The sequence below is a fragment of the Streptomyces sp. MK37H genome (assembly GCF_018035285.1).
Lineage (GTDB): Bacteria > Actinomycetota > Actinomycetes > Streptomycetales > Streptomycetaceae > Streptomyces > Streptomyces endocoffeicus.
In genome coordinates, this window is the sequence record NZ_JAAAYH010000183.1 from 1 (window position 1) to 16,953 (window position 16,953).

The 16,953-nt window shown below is 70.6% G+C and carries 16 protein-coding genes; 10 read left to right on the forward strand and 6 right to left on the reverse strand.

Features of this window, described 5'->3' with window-relative positions; translation table 11 throughout:
* The first annotated feature begins 36 nt into the window (after positions 1-36).
* The 5 genes from pgeF (at position 37) to GWI24_RS24225 (ending at position 3,857) form a co-directional block, all read left to right on the forward strand.
* Complete coding sequence (pgeF, locus tag GWI24_RS24205; RefSeq protein WP_210948017.1) at positions 37-774, forward strand: peptidoglycan editing factor PgeF; 738 nt, start codon at positions 37-39, stop codon at positions 772-774.
* Positions 775-777: 3 nt separating this feature from the next.
* Positions 778-1,497 (forward strand): YggS family pyridoxal phosphate-dependent enzyme, encoded by a 720-nt coding sequence (locus tag GWI24_RS24210; protein ID WP_210948018.1) that lies wholly within the window; start codon positions 778-780, stop codon positions 1,495-1,497.
* 123 nt (positions 1,498-1,620) lie between these two features.
* Positions 1,621-2,241 (forward strand): cell division protein SepF, encoded by a 621-nt coding sequence (locus GWI24_RS24215; protein WP_030831675.1) that lies wholly within the window; start codon positions 1,621-1,623, stop codon positions 2,239-2,241.
* An 82-nt stretch (positions 2,242-2,323) separates the two neighbouring features.
* A complete protein-coding gene (locus tag GWI24_RS24220; RefSeq protein ID WP_014060001.1) occupies positions 2,324-2,620 on the forward strand; it encodes a YggT family protein in 297 nt (98 codons plus the stop codon).
* A gap of 49 nt (positions 2,621-2,669) precedes the next feature.
* Positions 2,670-3,857, forward strand: a complete 1,188-nt coding sequence (locus tag GWI24_RS24225) for a DivIVA domain-containing protein (RefSeq protein ID WP_210948019.1) — start codon at positions 2,670-2,672, stop codon at positions 3,855-3,857.
* A 216-nt stretch (positions 3,858-4,073) separates the two neighbouring features.
* Here GWI24_RS24225 and ileS read toward each other — a convergent pair whose 3' ends face one another.
* Entirely contained in the window at positions 4,074-7,211 is a 3,138-nt protein-coding gene (gene ileS / locus GWI24_RS24230; protein ID WP_210948020.1) for an isoleucine--tRNA ligase, read from the reverse strand.
* Positions 7,212-7,808: 597 nt separating this feature from the next.
* Between ileS and GWI24_RS24235 the strand changes: the two genes are divergently transcribed.
* The 4 genes from GWI24_RS24235 to GWI24_RS24250 all read left to right on the forward strand — a co-directional run bounded on the left by GWI24_RS24235 (position 7,809) and on the right by GWI24_RS24250 (position 10,704).
* The gene (locus tag GWI24_RS24235; protein ID WP_210948021.1) at positions 7,809-8,549 is read left to right on the forward strand and encodes a TraR/DksA family transcriptional regulator; all 741 of its coding nucleotides are present in this window, start codon (positions 7,809-7,811) and stop codon (positions 8,547-8,549) included.
* A 70-nt stretch (positions 8,550-8,619) separates the two neighbouring features.
* Complete coding sequence (lspA, locus tag GWI24_RS24240; RefSeq protein WP_210948022.1) at positions 8,620-9,207, forward strand: signal peptidase II; 588 nt, start codon at positions 8,620-8,622, stop codon at positions 9,205-9,207.
* Positions 9,208-9,301: 94 nt separating this feature from the next.
* Positions 9,302-10,243: an RluA family pseudouridine synthase gene (locus GWI24_RS24245; RefSeq protein ID WP_210948023.1), complete on the forward strand. Its 942-nt coding sequence runs from the start codon at positions 9,302-9,304 to the stop codon at positions 10,241-10,243.
* Positions 10,240-10,704 carry a GNAT family N-acetyltransferase gene (locus GWI24_RS24250; RefSeq protein ID WP_210948024.1) on the forward strand — a complete coding sequence of 155 codons (465 nt, stop codon included), beginning with the start codon at positions 10,240-10,242 and terminating at the stop codon, positions 10,702-10,704. Before GWI24_RS24245 ends, GWI24_RS24250 begins: the two co-directional genes overlap by 4 nt.
* 16 nt (positions 10,705-10,720) lie before the next feature.
* On the opposite strand, the gene GWI24_RS24255 is transcribed toward GWI24_RS24250, so the two are convergent.
* The gene (locus GWI24_RS24255) at positions 10,721-11,860 is read right to left on the reverse strand and encodes a mechanosensitive ion channel family protein (RefSeq protein WP_210948027.1); all 1,140 of its coding nucleotides are present in this window, start codon (positions 11,858-11,860) and stop codon (positions 10,721-10,723) included.
* A gap of 132 nt (positions 11,861-11,992) precedes the next feature.
* Between GWI24_RS24255 and GWI24_RS24260 the strand changes: the two genes are divergently transcribed.
* Entirely contained in the window at positions 11,993-12,583 is a 591-nt protein-coding gene (locus tag GWI24_RS24260; protein WP_201853355.1) for a dienelactone hydrolase family protein, read from the forward strand.
* Between the two features lie 41 nt (positions 12,584-12,624).
* On the opposite strand, the gene GWI24_RS24265 is transcribed toward GWI24_RS24260, so the two are convergent.
* From GWI24_RS24265 to GWI24_RS24280, 4 genes are all read right to left on the reverse strand, one after another.
* The gene (locus GWI24_RS24265) at positions 12,625-14,256 is read right to left on the reverse strand and encodes an alkaline phosphatase (protein ID WP_210948025.1); all 1,632 of its coding nucleotides are present in this window, start codon (positions 14,254-14,256) and stop codon (positions 12,625-12,627) included.
* A gap of 224 nt (positions 14,257-14,480) precedes the next feature.
* Positions 14,481-15,308 (reverse strand): thioredoxin domain-containing protein, encoded by an 828-nt coding sequence (locus GWI24_RS24270; protein ID WP_210948026.1) that lies wholly within the window; start codon positions 15,306-15,308, stop codon positions 14,481-14,483.
* A gap of 64 nt (positions 15,309-15,372) precedes the next feature.
* Positions 15,373-16,053: a hypothetical protein gene (locus GWI24_RS24275; protein WP_210948028.1), complete on the reverse strand. Its 681-nt coding sequence runs from the start codon at positions 16,051-16,053 to the stop codon at positions 15,373-15,375.
* An 85-nt stretch (positions 16,054-16,138) separates the two neighbouring features.
* Positions 16,139-16,953 (reverse strand): thioredoxin domain-containing protein (locus GWI24_RS24280; protein ID WP_247616813.1); only part of this gene is annotated, 815 nt, incomplete at its 5' end.

Here is a 16,953-nt window from a genome sequence, read left to right on the forward strand (position 1 = left end):
GGTATGGCTCGACGGCGACTTTGAAGCGAACCAGACGTGATAGCGCAACAGCACGACGCGAGCGGCGCGCACTTCGCCTTCACCGACCGGTGGGGCGGGGTGAGCGCCGCTCCGTATGAGGAGCTCAACCTCGGCGGGGCGGTCGGCGACGACCCCCAGGCCGTACGGACCAACCGCGAGCTGGCCGCCAAGGCGATGGGCCTGGACCCGGCGGCGGTCGTCTGGATGAACCAGGTGCACGGCCGGGATGTCGTGGTGGTCGACGGACCGTGGTCGGACGACGAGATCCCGGCGGTGGACGCGGTGGTGACGCGGCGTCGGGGCCTCGCCCTGGCCGTCCTCACCGCCGACTGCACCCCGGTGCTGCTGGCCGATCCGGTGGCCGGGATCGTCGGCGCCGCCCACGCCGGCCGGCCGGGACTGGTCGCCGGAGTGGTCCCGGCGGTGGTGAAGGCGATGACCGAACAGGGCGCCGAGCCCGCCCGGATCGTCGCCCGCACCGGTCCCGCGGTCTGCGGCCGCTGCTACGAGGTCCCCGCGGACATGCGCGCCGGTGTCGCCGAGACGGTGCCGGAGGCGTGGGCCGAGACCAGCTGGGGTACCCCCGCCGTGGATGTGGCGGCCGGTGTGCGGGCCCAACTGGCGCGCGCGGGTGTGCGGATGGAGGAGATGGATGGACAATCTCACATCTGCACCCTGGAGTCGGCAGACCACTTCTCGTACCGGCGCGACCGCACCACGGGGCGGCTCGCGAGCTATGTCTGGTTGGGCTGAGCTGTGACGGATCGCAAGGCGGAACTGGCCGCGAATCTGGCCCGGGTGGAGGAACGTATCTCTGCCGCCTGTGCCGGGGCCGGTCGCAAGCGCGAAGAGGTGACCCTGACCGTGGTCACCAAGACATATCCGGCGAGCGATGTCCGTTTGCTCGCGGAACTCGGCGTACGGCATGTCGCCGAGAACCGCGACCAGGAGGCCGCCCCCAAAGCCGCGGAATGCGCGGATCTGCCATTGATCTGGCACTTTGTCGGGCAATTGCAGACCAATAAGGTGCGTTCCGTATCGAGTTATGTCGATGTGGTGCAATCTGTCGATCGCAAGCGATTGGTCGACGCGCTCTCCCGTGCGGCTGTGGGGGCCGCGCGGGAGTTGGGTGTCTTGATCCAGGTCGCGCTCGACGTGGACTCCAGTGACCGGGGAGAGCGCGGAGGGGTGGGACCGGACGGAGTGGAACGGCTCGCCGAGTCCGTGGTCGAGGCCGAAGGGCTCCGGCTCGACGGTCTGATGACCGTCGCCCCGCTGACGGGTCCCTACGAGGGGCGGCCGCGGGCGGCGTTCGACCGGCTGATGGAAATCTCATCCCGCCTGCGCGTGGCGCATCCGGCTGCGAACATGGTCTCGGCGGGGATGAGCTCGGACCTCGAGGAAGCGGTGGCGGCGGGGGCGACACATGTGCGCGTCGGCACTGCGGTACTCGGAGTCCGACCCAGGCTCCGGTAACGTCGCGAAGAAGTCGGACCACAGCAGAAAATATGGTCATTCCCGTCAAAAGGCGGGCGGGCCACGTGGATCCATGGCATCCGGTGGCGGAGCCGATCCACCACAGAGCGGAGGACGCAGAAAATGGCCGGCGCGATGCGCAAGATGGCGGTCTACCTCGGCCTCGTGGAGGACGATGGGTACGACGGCCGGGGATTCGACCCCGACGACGAGTTCGAGCCCGAGCCGGAGCCCGAGCGGGAGCGGGACCGCCGGCGGCATCAGGTGGTGGAGACCGAACCGCGGCCGGAAAGGGGCGAATCTGTGCGAGTCGTCCACCCTCCCGCACAACGCGAACCGGCCCCACTTGCGGTGGAAACCGGGCGACCCGCGCGAATTGCCCCCGTGGCGTCCATCACACCTGAACGTCAGAACTTGGAGAAGAACGCGCCAGTGATCATGCCCAAGGTCGTGTCCGAGCGGGAGCCGTACCGCATCACCACACTGCACCCCCGGACCTACAACGAGGCCCGTACTATCGGGGAACACTTCCGTGAGGGCACTCCCGTGATCATGAATCTGACGGAGATGGACGACACGGACGCGAAGCGACTTGTCGACTTTGCGGCCGGTCTGGTGTTCGGTCTCCATGGGAGCATTGAGCGGGTGACGCAGAAGGTGTTCCTGTTGTCTCCTGCTAACGTCGATGTCACGGCGGAGGACAAGGCCCGTATCGCAGAGGGCGGGTTCTTCAACCAGAGCTGAGACGCAAAAACGGCAAACCGGCAACACCGAGTCATCCGAGGCCGAAAGGCCGAGTACGAACCAGGGGAGAGGGACGCGCGGGATGGGCATCGCACTACAGGTGATCTACATCGCGCTCTACTGCTACCTGATCGTGCTGATCTTCAGGCTCGTGATGGACTACGTCTTCCAGTTCGCGCGCTCGTGGCAACCCGGTAGGGCGATGGTGGTCATCCTCGAGGCCACCTACACTGTGACCGATCCGCCACTCAAGCTGCTGCGGCGGTTCATCCCGCCGTTGCGTCTCGGGGGTGTGGCGCTCGACCTGTCCTTCTTCGTGCTGATGATCATCGTCTGGATCCTGATCACCGTCGTGAGCAATTTTGCGAGCAGGGTGTGAACGATACGGTCTTGCCGATTGCCGACGACTACGTTGAGGTGAAGTAGAGATGCCGTTGACCCCCGAGGACGTGCGGAACAAGCAGTTCACGACCGTCCGCCTCCGAGAAGGCTATGACGAGGACGAGGTCGATGCCTTCCTCGACGAGGTCGAAGCCGAACTGACCCGGCTGTTGCGGGAGAACGAGGACCTGCGCGCCAAGCTGGCCGCCGCGACCCGTGCCGCGGCCCAGAGCCAGCAACAAGGCATGCGCAAGCCTCCCGAACAGCAGGAGCGGCCAGGCGCACCTGTGCCCGCCGCCATATCTGGACCGCCGCAGCCGGTGCCGCCCGGCCAGCAGCAGATGGGTGGCCCGCCCCAACTCCCGGGCGGAGCCCCGCAGCTGCCGGCCGGCCCGATGGGCCAGAACGGCCCCGGGCCGATGCAGCAGGGCGGTCCCGGTCCGATGCAGCAGGGCGGACCCGGCCCGATGGGCCAGAACGGTCCGATGGGCCAGAACGGTCCCATGGGTCCCGGCGGCCCCATGGGTGGCCCGATGGGCGGTCCCGGTGGCCCGGGTGGCCCCGGCGGTCCTGGCGGCCCCGGTGGCCCGCAGCTGCCGCAGCCGGGGCAGGGCCCGGGCGGCGACAGCGCCGCGCGCGTGCTCTCGCTCGCGCAGCAGACCGCCGACCAGGCGATCGCGGAGGCCCGTTCCGAGGCCAACAAGATCGTCGGCGAGGCCCGTAGCCGCGCCGAGGGCCTGGAGCGGGACGCCCGCGCCAAGGCCGACGCGCTGGAGCGGGACGCGCAGGAGAAGCACCGTGTCGCGATGGGCTCCCTGGAGTCCGCTCGCGCCACGCTCGAGCGCAAGGTCGAGGACCTGCGCGGCTTCGAGCGCGAGTACCGCACGCGGCTGAAGTCGTACCTGGAGAGCCAGCTGCGCCAGCTGGAGAACCAGGCCGACGACTCGCTCGCCCCGCCGCGCACCCCGGCGACCGCCTCGTTGCCGCCGTCCCCCTCGATGAGCGGCTCCATGGCCTCGGCCGGCGCCGGCACGATGGGTGGCCACACGATGGGTGGCAACCAGTCCATGGGCGGCCACAACCAGAACGGCGGAGCGCCGTCCTACGGTGGCCAGCAGCAGATGTCTCCCGCGATGACCCAGCCGATGGCACCGGTGCGGCCGCAGAGTCCGCAGCCGATGCAGCAGGCGCCCAGCCCGATGCGGGGCTTCCTCATCGACGAGGACGACAACTGACGCGGGCCGCGTAAGCGCGGAGCGTTCGGCAATCGCAAGGGCCGGGTCCCAGGAGCCTCCTCCTGGGACCCGGCCCTTTGCCATGCGCGCTGGCCGCGGGGGCTTTTCCCCTACCCGCCCCTTCCCGTAACCGGGGCTCCGCCCCGGGCCCCGGTCCTCAATCGCCGGACGGGCTGAAATCAGCCCGTCCGGCGACTGAGGACACGCCGGTTGGGGTTACGCCTTGCGGAGGCGGAAGGTGAGGCCCAGGGGGGCGTCCTCGAAGGGGTCGCCGTAGGCGGCATCGGCCTCGCCCGCCGCGAAGTCCGTCGCGAGGACCTCGTCCGCGATCAGCTCGGCGTGGTCGGCAAGGGCCTGACGCAGCTCCTCGTCGGCCGACTGCCACCGCAGCGCGATCCGGTCGGCCACATCCAGCCCGCTGTTCTTACGGGCCTCCTGGATCAGCCGGATCGCGTCACGGGCGAGACCCGCGCGCCGCAGCTCCGGGGTGATCTCCAGGTCGAGGGCGACCGTGGCGCCCGCGTCGGAGGCGACGGACCAGCCCTCGCGCGGGGTCTCGGTGATGATGACCTCGTCGGGGGAGAGGGCGACCGTCTCGCCGTCCACCACGACCGACGCGTTGCCCTCGCGCAGCGCGACCGACAGCGCGGCCGCGTCGGCCTCCGCGATCGCCTTGGCGACCGGCTGGGTGCCCTTGCCGAAGCGCTTGCCCAGGGCGCGGAAGTTGGCCTTCGCGGTCGTGTCGACCAGCGAGCCGCCCACCTCGCTCAGCGACGCCAGCGAGGAGACGTTCAGCTCCTCCTCGATCTGCGCGCGCAGCTCGGCGCCGAGGGTTTCGAAGCCGGAGGCGGCGACCAGCGCGCGCGACAGCGGCTGGCGCGTCTTCACCCCGGACTCCGCGCGGGTCGCGCGCCCCAGCTCCACCAGGCGCCGCACGAGCGCCATCCGCTCCGAGAGGGCCGGGTCGATCATCGACCGGTCCGGCTCCGGCCAGGTGGTCAGGTGCACGGAGGCGGGGGCCTCCGGGGACACCGGGACGACCAGGTCCTGCCAGACCCGCTCGGTGATGAAGGGCACCAGGGGCGCCATCAGCCGGGTGACCGTCTCGACGACGTCGTGCAGGGTGCGCATCGCGGCCGCGTCGCCCTGCCAGAAGCGGCGGCGCGAGCGGCGCACGTACCAGTTGGACAGGTCGTCGACGAAGGCCGACAGCAGCTTTCCGGCGCGCTGGGTGTCGTACGCCTCCAGGGACTCGGTGACCTGCTCGGTGAGCGTGCCCAGCTCGCCCAGCAGCCAGCGGTCCAGCAGCGGCCGCTCGGCCGGGGCCGGATCGGCCGCGGACGGCGCCCAGCCCGAGGTGCGGGCGTACAGCGCCTGGAAGGCCACCGTGTTCCAGTAGGTGAGCAGCGTCTTGCGCACGACCTCCTGGATGGTGCCGTGGCCAACCCGGCGGGCCGCCCACGGCGAGCCGCCCGCGGCCATGAACCAGCGCACCGCGTCCGCGCCGTGCTGATCCATCAGCGGGATCGGCTGAAGGATGTTGCCCAGGTGCTTGGACATCTTCCGGCCGTCCTCGGCCAGGATGTGACCGAGGCAGACCACGTTTTCATACGAGGACTTGTCGAAGACGAGCGTGCCGACCGCCATCAGCGTGTAGAACCAGCCGCGGGTCTGGTCGATGGCCTCGGAGATGAACTGCGCCGGGTAGCGCCGCTCGAAGAGCTCCTTGTTGCGGTACGGATAGCCGTACTGCGCGAAGGGCATCGAGCCCGAGTCGTACCAGGCGTCGATGACCTCGGGCACCCGCTCGGCCGTCAGCGAGCAGCCGTCGGCGGTGCAGGTGAAGGTGACCGCGTCGATGTACGGCCGGTGCGGGTCCAGACCGCTCTGGTCGGTGCCGGTCAGCTCGGAGAGCTCGGCCAGGGAGCCGACGCAGGTGAGATGGGACTCGGCGCAGCGCCAGATGGGCAGCGGGGTGCCCCAGTAGCGGTTCCGCGACAGCGCCCAGTCGATGTTGTTATTGAGCCAGTCGCCATAGCGACCGGTCTTGACCGACTCGGGATACCAGTTGGTCTTCTCGTTCTCCCGCAGCAGCGCGTCCTTGATCGCGGTGGTGCGGATGTACCAGGACGGCTGGGCGTAGTAGAGCAGCGCGGTGTGGCAGCGCCAGCAGTGCGGGTAGCTGTGCTCGTACGGCACATGCCGGAACAGCAGCCCGCGCTCCTTGAGATCCGCCGTCAGCGCCTCGTCGGCCTTCTTGAAGAACTGGCCGCCGACCAGGTCCAGGCCCTCCTCGAAGGTGCCGTCCGGGCGGACCGGGTTGACCACCGGCAGCCCGTAGGCCCGGCAGGTCAGCAGGTCGTCCTCACCGAAGGCGGGGGACTGGTGGACCAGACCGGTGCCGTCCTCGGTCGTCACATAGTCGGCGTTGACGACGAAGTGGGCGTCGGGGATCTCCACCAGCTCGAAGGGGCGCCGATAGCCCCAGCGCTCCATCTCGGCCCCGGTGAAGGACTCGCCGGTGACCGTCCAGCCCTCGCCGAGCGCCTTCTCGACCAGCGGCTCGGCGACGACCAGCTTCTCCTCGCCGTTGGTGGCGACCACATAACGCACCTGCGGGTGCGCGGCCACGGCGGTGTTGGAGACCAGGGTCCACGGCGTGGTCGTCCACACCAGCAGCGCCGCCTCGCCGGCCAGCGGGCCCGAGGTCAGCGGGAAGCGTACGAAGACCGAGGGGTCGACGACCGTCTCATAGCCCTGGGCCAGCTCGTGGTCGGACAGCCCGGTGCCGCAGCGCGGGCACCAGGGGGCGACGCGGTGGTCCTGGACCAGCAGCCCCTTGTTGAAGATCTCCTTCAGGGACCACCACACCGACTCGATGTAGCCGGGGTTCATGGTCCAGTACGCGCCGTCGAGGTCGGTCCAGAACCCCATCCGGGTGGTGAGCTCGGCGAAGGCGTCGGTGTGCCGGGTGACGGACTCCCGGCACTTGGCGTTGAACTCGGCGATGCCGTACGCCTCGATGTCCTTCTTACCGTTGAAGCCCAGCTCCTTCTCGACCGCCAGCTCGACCGGCAGGCCGTGGCAGTCCCAGCCCGCCTTACGGTCGACGTGGTAGCCCCGCATGGTGCGGAAGCGCGGGAAGACGTCCTTGAAGACGCGGGCCTCGATGTGGTGGGCGCCCGGCATGCCGTTCGCGGTCGGGGGGCCCTCGTAGAAGACCCACTCGGGCCGCCCCTCGGACTGCTCGAGGCTACGGGCGAAGATCTTGTTCTCCCGCCAGAAGTCGAGCACGGCGTGCTCGAGGGCGGGCAGGTCGACCTGGGCGGGCACCTGGCGGTACTGCGGCGTCATCGGGGCTCTTCTTCCTCCGGCGGACACGTGCTCTTCCGTTTCCGTCGGAGGGACGAGAGCCTTGCGCTCCCGCGGTACCACCCTCCTTGACCGGCAGCAGCTGGCTCCCGGCCCCCTCATTGGGATCGCGATGCCGGTTCTACTGACCCAGGGCGGGCGTTCTTCCGGCGGCTCCGGGGTGATCCTTCACATCGCGCTCGCCCCCGGGCTCACACCGTCCCCGGGTCGCTCTGGGCCGCCTACGACGCTACTCGTCCCCATCCACGCCTTTCGCTGCGCCCCAGTGTACGGGGCTGAGGAGGCCGGGGCCGACCGAATATGGCACTGCGCCGAGTGGGGGACGGCCGGCTCCGGGGACTGACCCGAATGGCCAGACGCCGGGCGCCGCGATCAGGGACATCACGCTGGGTCACCTCCGGGTGCCGGATTTCGGACGGATTACCGGGCGTGGAGTGGGGCACAACGGTGGAGACCGGATTGTCGTCCGGACAAGCCGGGCGAATCGGGCGGCGTGCCCCGTTGCCGCCCGCTCGGAGTCGATTTATCGTTCCGGAACGATTCGCGCGCAAGATCACAATATGTGAAGGGGCCGCGGCCATGGTGGCGAGAAAGACCACCGTGCAGAAGAGCACGGCGAAGGCGACGAAGGCCGCGCCCGGCAAGAAGAGCGCCTCGGGCAAGAAGGCCGTCAACAAGACCGCGGCACCCGGCAGGGCCGCCGCGCAAGGCGCCGCCAAGGCGGCGAAGAAGAGCGCACCGAAGAAGAAGTCGGAGACGCCCGCCAAGAAGGCCGCGCCCGCCGACAAGGCGGTGCCCGCGAAGAAGACGGGAGCCAGGAAAGTGGTTGCGAAGAAGACCTCGGGTGGTGCGCCGACGAACAAGAAGGCCACGACGACCGCGCCGCCCCTGCCCAAGGCCCGTGCGGCGGGCGCCCCCGTCGACCCCGGCGAGCTCGCGGTCCGCCCGGGCGAGGACCCCTGGTCGGCCGTGGAGGTGGACGAGGCGCGCGCCGGGCTGCTGGCCGAGGCCGGCCGGCTGCGCACCGAGATCCTCGCCTCCGAGGAGGCGATCACCGGGCTGATGCGCGATTCCGGTGACGGCGCGGGCGATGACCAGGCCGACACCGGCACCAAGAACATCACCCGCGAGCATGAGATGGCCCTGGCCGGAAACGCCCGCGAGATGCTGTTGCAGACCGAGCGGGCCCTGGATCGGCTGGACACCGGGACGTACGGGCGGTGCGAGAGCTGTGGCAACCCGATCGGCAAGGCGCGGATGCAGGCGTTCCCCCGGGCCACGCTGTGCGTCGAGTGCAAGCAGCGTCAGGAGCGGCGCTGACGCCCGTACGCGTGTGCCGTACCCTCGTCCCTCACAGGGGGAGACAGGCTCACGAGGTTGAGGGACTCACGTGACAGAGGCGGAGCAGGCCATCGGTACGCCGGACGCGGGGAAGGCGGAGGGAGCCGCCGGGACCAACGCCGCCGGATCCGGTGAGGCCGTGGCGGGCAGGGGGAAGCGGCGCGTCGGGGTGCTCCTCGCGGTCGCGGCGCTGGCCTATCTGATCGATCTGACCAGCAAGCTGGCCGTGGTCGCCAAGCTGGAGCACCACGCTCCGGTCGAGGTGCTCGGCACCTGGCTGCAGTTCGAGGTGATCCGCAACCGGGGGGCGGCGTTCGGCTTCGGCGAGGCCATGACCATCGTCTTCACGGTGATCGCGGTCGGCGTCATCGTGGTGATCGCGCGGCTGGCCCGCAAGCTCCACAGCCTGCCCTGGGCCATCGCGCTCGGGCTGCTGCTCGGCGGCGCCTTCGGCAATCTCACCGACCGGATCTTCCGGGCGCCCGGGGATTTCCAGGGGGCGGTCGTGGACTTCATCGCGCCCTCCCACTTCGCGGTCTTCAACCTCGCCGATTCGGCCATCGTGTGCGGCGGCTTCCTGATCGTGATCCTGTCCTTCCGCGGTCTGGACCCGGACGGCACGGTCCACAAGGACTGAGGTGGGCTGACGCCGGTCCGGCCCTGGAAGGGTCCGGGCGGCCGGTATCCGACGGGCGTACGAACCGGTGCTCCCGGTCCGGCATACTCGTCGGGTGAGTACGATTCCCGAGATCCGCACCCTGCCCGTACCGGATGGTCTGGAGGGCGAGCGCGTCGATGCCGCGATCGCCCGCATGTTCGGTTTCTCCCGGACCAAGGCGGCCGAGCTGGCCGCCGCCGGAAAGGTGCAGCTCGACGGCAGCGTCGCCGGGAAGTCCGACCGGGTCTCCGGGGGCGCCTGGCTCGAGGTCGAGATGCCGCAGGCCGCGCCGCCGGTGCGGATCGTCGCCGAGCCCGTCGAGGGCATGGACATCGTGCACGACGACGAGGACATCGTGGTCGTCTCCAAGCCGGTCGGCGTCGCTGCCCACCCCAGCCCCGGCTGGAGCGGCCCCACCGTGATCGGCGGGCTCGCCGCCGCCGGCTTCCGCGTCTCCACCTCGGGCGCAGCCGAGCGACAGGGGATCGTGCACCGGCTGGACGTCGGCACCTCCGGGCTGATGGTCGTCGCCAAGTCCGAGCTCGCGTACTCCGTGCTCAAGCAGCAGTTCCGCGAGCGCACCGTGGACAAGCGCTACCACGCGCTGGTCCAGGGCCACCCGGACCCGCTGAGCGGCACCATCGACGCCCCGATCGGCCGCCATCCCCAGCACGACTACAAGTGGGCGGTGACCGCGGACGGCAAGCCGAGCGTCACCCACTACGACCTCATCGAGGCGTTCCGGGCCGCGAGCCTGCTGGACATCAAGCTGGAGACCGGCCGCACCCACCAGATCCGGGTGCACATGGCGGCCCACCGCCACCCCTGCGTCGGCGACCTCACCTACGGCGCGGATCCGACGCTCGCCAAGCGGCTGAAGCTGACCCGGCAATGGCTGCACGCCGTGCGGCTCGGCTTCGAGCACCCCGCGCACGGCGGATGGGTCGAGTTCGAAAGCGCCTACCCGGACGATCTGCGCGGGGCGCTGGACATCGTGAAGGCGGAGAGCGCGTGATCGAGGTCGTGGCCGACGGGGACCTGTCCGGCTGCTTCGCGGTCCGCCGCGAGGTCTTCGTGGTGGAGCAGCGGATCCCCGAGGAGGAGGAGATGGACGCGTACGACGCGCACGCCGTCCACCTCCTGGCCACCGACGACGGGGGCCGCCCGGTGGGCACCGTCCGCTTCCTGCACGGCGCGGCCGCGGACAAGAAGTACGGCCACGCCGGTGTCGACGGCGCCACCACCGCCGTGCTCGGCCGCCTCGCGGTGGCCAGGGCCGCGCGGGGCACGGGGCTGGGGGCCGACCTGGTCCGGGCCGTCGAGGCGGAGGCCCGCCGGCGCGGTCTGGCCGAGGTCTATCTGGAGTCCCAGACCCATGCGCTCGGCTTCTACGAGCGGCTGGGCTACGAGGCGTTCGGCCCCGAGTTCGACGAGGGCAGCGGCATCCCGCACCGCGCGATGCGACGGTCGTTGTAGCGACCTGCCACCGGCTTCACCGCGAGCGCGGGGAGTCCTTGCGCAGCCCGTCCTCGAAGCGGGCGAAGTGGTCGTGGCGCTCACGGCGGCGCTCGCTCTCCAGCAGCGCCTGCGGGGCCTGGGCTGCCGGGGCGGTGGCGATGCGCGGCAGGGCGTACGGATGGGCGTCCCGCAGCCATGTGATCATCTTCTCGCGCACCTCGCAGCGTACGGTCCACGCGTCGTCCGGGTCCCGCGCCGTGATGAGCGCCCGCACCAAGATGGTGCTCGGGGTGGTGTCCGTCACCACCAGGTTCCAGTCCCGGCCGTCCCAGGCCGGGGACTTCCTTACGATCTCGCGCAGGTGCTCCCGCATCTCCTCGATCGGCGCGGTGTGATCCAGGTGGAAGTAGACCGTGGCCACCTTCTGGGTGCCGCCCCGCGACCAGTTCTCGAACGGCTTGTTGGTGAAGTACGACACCGGCATGGTGATCCGGCGCTCATCCCAGGTCCGTACGGACAGGAAGGTCAGCGTGATCTCCTCGACCGTGCCCCATTCGCCGTCCACGACGACCGTGTCGCCGATCCGCACCATGTCGCCGAAGGCGATCTGCAGCCCCGCGAAGAGGTTCCCCAGGGTGGACTGGGCGGCCACACCGGCGACCACCCCGAGGATTCCGGCGGAGGCCAGCATGGAGGTGCCGACCGTGCGCATCGTCGGGAAGGTCAGCAGCATGGCGGAGGCCGCCACCACGCCGACGATCGCGGCCACCACCCGTTGGATCAGCGTCACCTGGGTGCGCACCCGGCGCACCCGCGCGGGGTCGTGCGCGCTGGAGGAGGCGTAGCGGAAGTAGGAGGACTCCACCACGGCCGAGGAGACCCGCACCATGAGCCATGCCGTGGCCGCGATGAGCACCAGCGCGAGCAACTGGCCGATCGCCGACCCGTGCGCCTGGACGACCCTCGCCTCGGTCTTGTCGTACGAGCCGCTCAGCAACGCCGTGCACACCGTCACCTGAAGAGGGAGCCGGCAGCGGCGCAGATGGCCCCACAGGGGGGTTTCGGGATGCCTGGCATCGACCCTCCGCAGCAGCCAGTCGACGGCCCAGCCGATGAACAGCGTGATGGCCAGTGAGCCGCCGATGACGATGAGCGGACGCAGCACGTCCTCCATGGACACCTACCTCATCCTTCCCCAGGGGAGACTCCAGGGTGCCCTGTCCCGCCTTCCCCGGATCGGGTGTCCTCAGACTGTGACTGGCACGATAGGAGGGGGCGATCCACGGAAAGTGAAACGGGAAGGAAAGTGACGGCGGTGGCCGATACCTCGACGATTGTGCTGTTCCACTCCGCGTACGGGCTGCGGCCCGCCGTGCACGAGGCGGCCGACCGGCTGCGCGCGGCCGGGCATGAGGTGGTCGTGCCGGACCTGTACGAGGGGGAGACCGCCGAGACCGTCGAGGACGGCATGGTGATCAAGGAGCGGATCGGCCGCGACGAGCTGCTGAAACGGGCCATCACCGCCGCCGCGCCGTACTCGGACCGCGGACTGGTCTACGCCGGGTTCTCGCTCGGCGGCTCCCTGGCGCAGAACCTGGCGCTGGCCGATGACAAGGCGCGCGGACTGCTCCTGCTGCACGGCACCTCGGACATCGCCGACGACGCCGCGGCCGACGACCTGCCGGTGCAGCTGCATGTGGCCGACCCCGACCCGTTCGAGCCGCACGACTGGCTCAACGCCTGGTATCTGCGGATGCGGCGGGCCGGTGCCGATGTGGAGGTCTTCCGCTACGGCGGGGCCGGGCACATCTTCACCGACCCCGAGCTGCCGGACTACGACAAGGAGGCCGCCGAGGCCACCTGGCGGGTGGCACTCGGCTTCCTGGCGAGCCTCTGAGCCTTGACGCACGGGTGCGTCTTCAGCTCACGGGTGAATTTTCAACGCACGGGCGCGTCGGCGCGCTCGATCTTCTGGCTGCCCGCCTGGGTGCGGTACGACCGCGTCCAGTTGCTCGTGGCGTGCGGATCGGTCCGGTCGGAGACGGTGTAGTAGTCCATCTGGGCCCGCCGCGGGGTGACATCGAGCACGCCGTAGCCGTGCGAGTCCATGTCCACCCACTTCACATGGCGGTTGGCGGCCCTGATCGCGGCGGCCGCGGCCAGGGACACCGTCTGCGGCGCCACATGGAGCAGATCGTCGAGGTTGTCGGAGGTCACCGAGGTGACCACGAACTCGGTCGCGGCCGACCGGGAGAGCGGATAGGTGGCGGCCTTCACCGGTACGTCGTTGGCCCACGCCATATGGATGTCACCGGTGAGGAAGACCGTGTTGCCGATTCCGTGGTCGGTGAGGTGGGCGAGCAGCTCGCGCCGGTCGTCCGTGTAGCCGTCCCACTGGTCGGTGTTGATGGCCAGCCCGCCCTTGGGCAGCCCGAGCAGCTCGGCCAGCGGGCCCAGCAGCTCGGCGGGGAGGGCCCCGAAGGCGACCGGTGAGATCATCACCGAGTTGCCCACCAGCCGCCAGGTGGTGTCCGAGGCGGTCAGGCCCGACTTCAGCCAGTCGAGCTGGGCGCGCCCGGTCAGGGTGCGCTCCGGGTCGTCCACGTCCCCGCTGCCGGTGGCCGCCTGCTGGGAGCGGAACGAGCGCAGATCGAGCAGGTGCAGATCGGCGAGGCTGCCGTAGCGCAGCCGCCGGTAGGTGGTGCCCTGGGTGGAGGGGCGCACCGGCATCCACTCGAAGTACGCCTGCTTGGCGGCGGCCACCCGCTGGGCCCACGCCCCCTCGGTGCCGGGGGTGTGGTTCTCCGCGCCGCCGGACCAGGCGTCGTTGGCGAACTCGTGGTCGTCCCAGATCGCGATCAGGGGGAGCGCGGCGTGCAGCGCCTGGGCGTCGGGGTCGGTCTTGTAGTTCCCGTGCCGGACGCGGTAGTCGGCGAGCGTGACGATCTCGTGGGTGGGGGCGTGCGGGCGGACGACGTACCTGGCCTCCGGGTACTCGCCGCTCTCGTACTCGTAGATGTAGTCGCCCAGATGGAGCACCGCGTCCAGGTCGGTGCGGGCGGCCAGATGGCGGTACGGGGAGAACCAGCCCGCCTCCCAGTTGGCGCAGGAGACCACGCCGAAGCGCACCCCGTCGGTCGGGGCGTCGTGCGCGGGGGCGGTGCGGGTACGCCCCACGGGGGAGCGGACGCCGCCGTCCACGCCGAAGCGGTAGAAGTAGCCGGTGGCGGGCCGCAGCCCGCGCACATCGGCCTTGACGGTGTGGTCGGTGTCGGCGGCGGCCTTGACGGTGCCGCGGGCGACGACCGAGCGGAAGTCCCGGTCCTCGGCGACCTCCCAGGTCACCTCGACGGCGGGGCCCAGCCCCGAGCCGGGCACGGCGTCGGGGGCGGGCGTGATACGGGTCCACAGCAGGATCCCGTCGGGCAGCGGGTCGCCCGAGGCGACGCCGTGCAGGAAGGCGGGCCCGGAGGCGGCGGTGGCGGTGGGGCCCGGGACGAGGGGCAGCAGGGCGGCGGCGGCCGCCGCGGCCGTGACGGCGCTTCGGCGCGATATGTGGAGGTCGGTCACGGCCGAGGAGATTACTGACAAGTAGCCCGCGGGGACAGGGGGCTTGGGCGATGTTCGCCCACCCGTCGCCGCCAGGTCACCGGCGCCGTCGTCGCCCGGTCACCGCCCGGGCCGCCGGGTCACCGCCCGGGCCGCTGGGTCACCGCCACCGCCGCCGGGTCATAACGCCGTCGGCGGGCGCGCCCTGGGGCACGCCCGCCGACCCGGCCGGGGAGGGCCGGACGCTACTTCTTGAGCTCCTTCTGGACGAGCGGGGTGAACTGGTCCGGGGTCATCGGCGGGTTGTCGCCCACCAGGAGCTTCTTCCCGTTCAGCTTGAAGGACGGGGTGCCGGTGATGTCCTTGGTGTCGTTGAACGTCTTGGACATGGCCAGCGCCCACCGGTCGTAGGTGCCGTTCTTCACGGCCTTCTCGAACGCCGTGTTGCCCTTCAGCTCCTTGACCTGCTGGGCGACGTCGATCAGCTTCTGGTCGTTCGCGAAGGCGTCATCGGTCTCCTCCGGGTGGTTCTTCGGCGCGTACAGCGCCTCCTTGTAGTCCAGGAACGCCTGCGGACTGACATTGAGGGCCGCGCCGAGCGCGCTCAGCGCGTTCTTCGACCCGGCGCCGGGCCGCCGCTTGTCGTCGTCGAGGAAGGTGCCCATGGTGAACTGCGCCTTGTAGGTGCCGTCCTTCATGTCCTTGAGCACGGTCGGGCCGGTGTACTTCTCGAACTGGGCACAGACCGGGCAGCGCATGTCCTCGTAGACGTGCAGGGTGTTCTTGGCCTTCTTGTCGCCGATGACGACCGTCGTGCCCTGGGGGCCGGTGGCGTTGGCGGGCTTGGCGAACGTCTTCTTCTCGGCCGCCGCCCGCCACTTCTGGTTGGCGTCGTCGGAGTTCATGTTGGTGACGGCGTAGCCGATGCCGCCGGCTATCGCGAGGACCGCGACGACCGCGCCGCCGACGAACAGCTGGCGCCGCATCCGGTCCTTCTTGGCCTGGCGCTCGCGCTCGGCGCGCAGCCGTTCGCGCGCGGCCTGCTTGTTCTGCTGGCTGTTGCGGTTGCTCATGATGGTTCGATCTCCGTGGGTGTGCGTCGTCAGTGATGCGTACGGGGGATGTGGAGCGCTGTGCTCAGGCAGCGGCCGAGCAGGGCGGTCCACGACGCACCACGGAGTGCACGAGGAGAGGGAGGGCCGGTGCCGGGCGCACCGGCCGTACGGGCCGCGGGGCCCGGCGGTGGGGCAGCGGGGCCGCCGCGTGGACCGCGACGGCCAGCAGCAGCGGCCGGAAGGCGAAGGCGGCCAGGGAGGCCAGCAGACGGCTCAGGGCGGCCTCGCCGCGCCGCAGCCAGGCCGAGGCGATCAGACCCACCGCGATATGCGCGGCGAGCAGCAGCCAGGGGGTGGCGGAGCTCACGGCGGCCGCCAGCGGGGTGGCCACGCCGTTCTGGGAGACCCCGGGCAGCGGACCGCCGAGGTCGCCGCCGCCACACAGCACGGTGACGCCCATGGAGCGCAGGGAGCCCGCCACCGGGCCGCCGGACTGTCCGTAACACGCCTGCTGGCCGGTGGTGAAGATCGTGTCGGCGGCCAGCTCCAGCGGGATCATCAGGGCCGCTATGGACCAGAAGCCCCGCTCCCGGCCCGCGAGGGCGTACGCGACGGCGAAGACGGCCACCGCGAGCGCGGCGACGGTGCCCAGCGGCAGCGGGGCCCGCGTCAGCAGGACATGCGAAGCCGAGGACAGCGTGACGCACAGCGCCGTGAAGAGCGCCGCGCGCACTGCCCTCAGCTGCGGTCCGGTGCCGTCCATGACTTCGAATTCTGCCATGAACGGCTGTAGGGGCCATGTGAAGAACCGGCCCGGCGTCCGGCCACCCGCCCTTGACCTGCGTGTTTCACCCCTTGAGCTGCTTGTCCACGGCGTCCGTGAACTCCGCCGCGGTCGCGGGGGTGGAGCCGCCGCTGCCGGTCAGCTGAGAGCCGTCGAGCTTGACGGTGGGGGTGCCGCTCACCCCGGAGGCGTCGAAGTCGGCGATCATCTTCTTCGCCCAGGGGTCGTAGGTGCCCTCGCGCAGAGCTTCCCGGAAGGAGGCGTTCGTCTTGAGCGCGTACACCTCCTGGGAGACGGTCAGCAGCTGGTCGTCGTCGGCGTAGGAGTCCTTGCTCTCCTGGGGGTGGTTCTTCGGCGACATCAGCGCGGCCTTGTAGTCGAGGAAGGTGTCGGTGCTCACGTCCAGGGCCGCCCCGAGGGCGCTCAGGGCGTTCGCGGAGCCGCTGCCGCCCATGTTCTTGTCGAGGATGGCGGCGAAGTGGAACGAGACCTTGTACTTGCCGGCCTTGATGTCCTTGGCGATGGTCGGCCCGACCGCCTGGTCGAAGGAGGCGCACGGCGGGCAGCGCAGGTCCTCGTAGACGTCGAGGGTGTGCTTGGCACCGGCCTCGCCGATCACCACGGTGGTGCCGCTCGGGCCGGAGCTGTGGGCGGGTGTGACGAGATTTCCCGGGCCCTCCGAGCCACCGGAGCCGTCCGGCTCCCCGGAACCGCCCGAGCCCGGCGCTCCCGGCGGGGCCTGGGCGACACCGTCCGACGAGCCGCCCCGGGAGCCCTTGTCGTCATCCGTGAACACGAGAACGCCCGCGACCACCGCGGCGGCGGCGGTCACCGCGATGACGGCCGTAAGGCCGGCCTTGCGCTGCCGGTCCGCCGGGC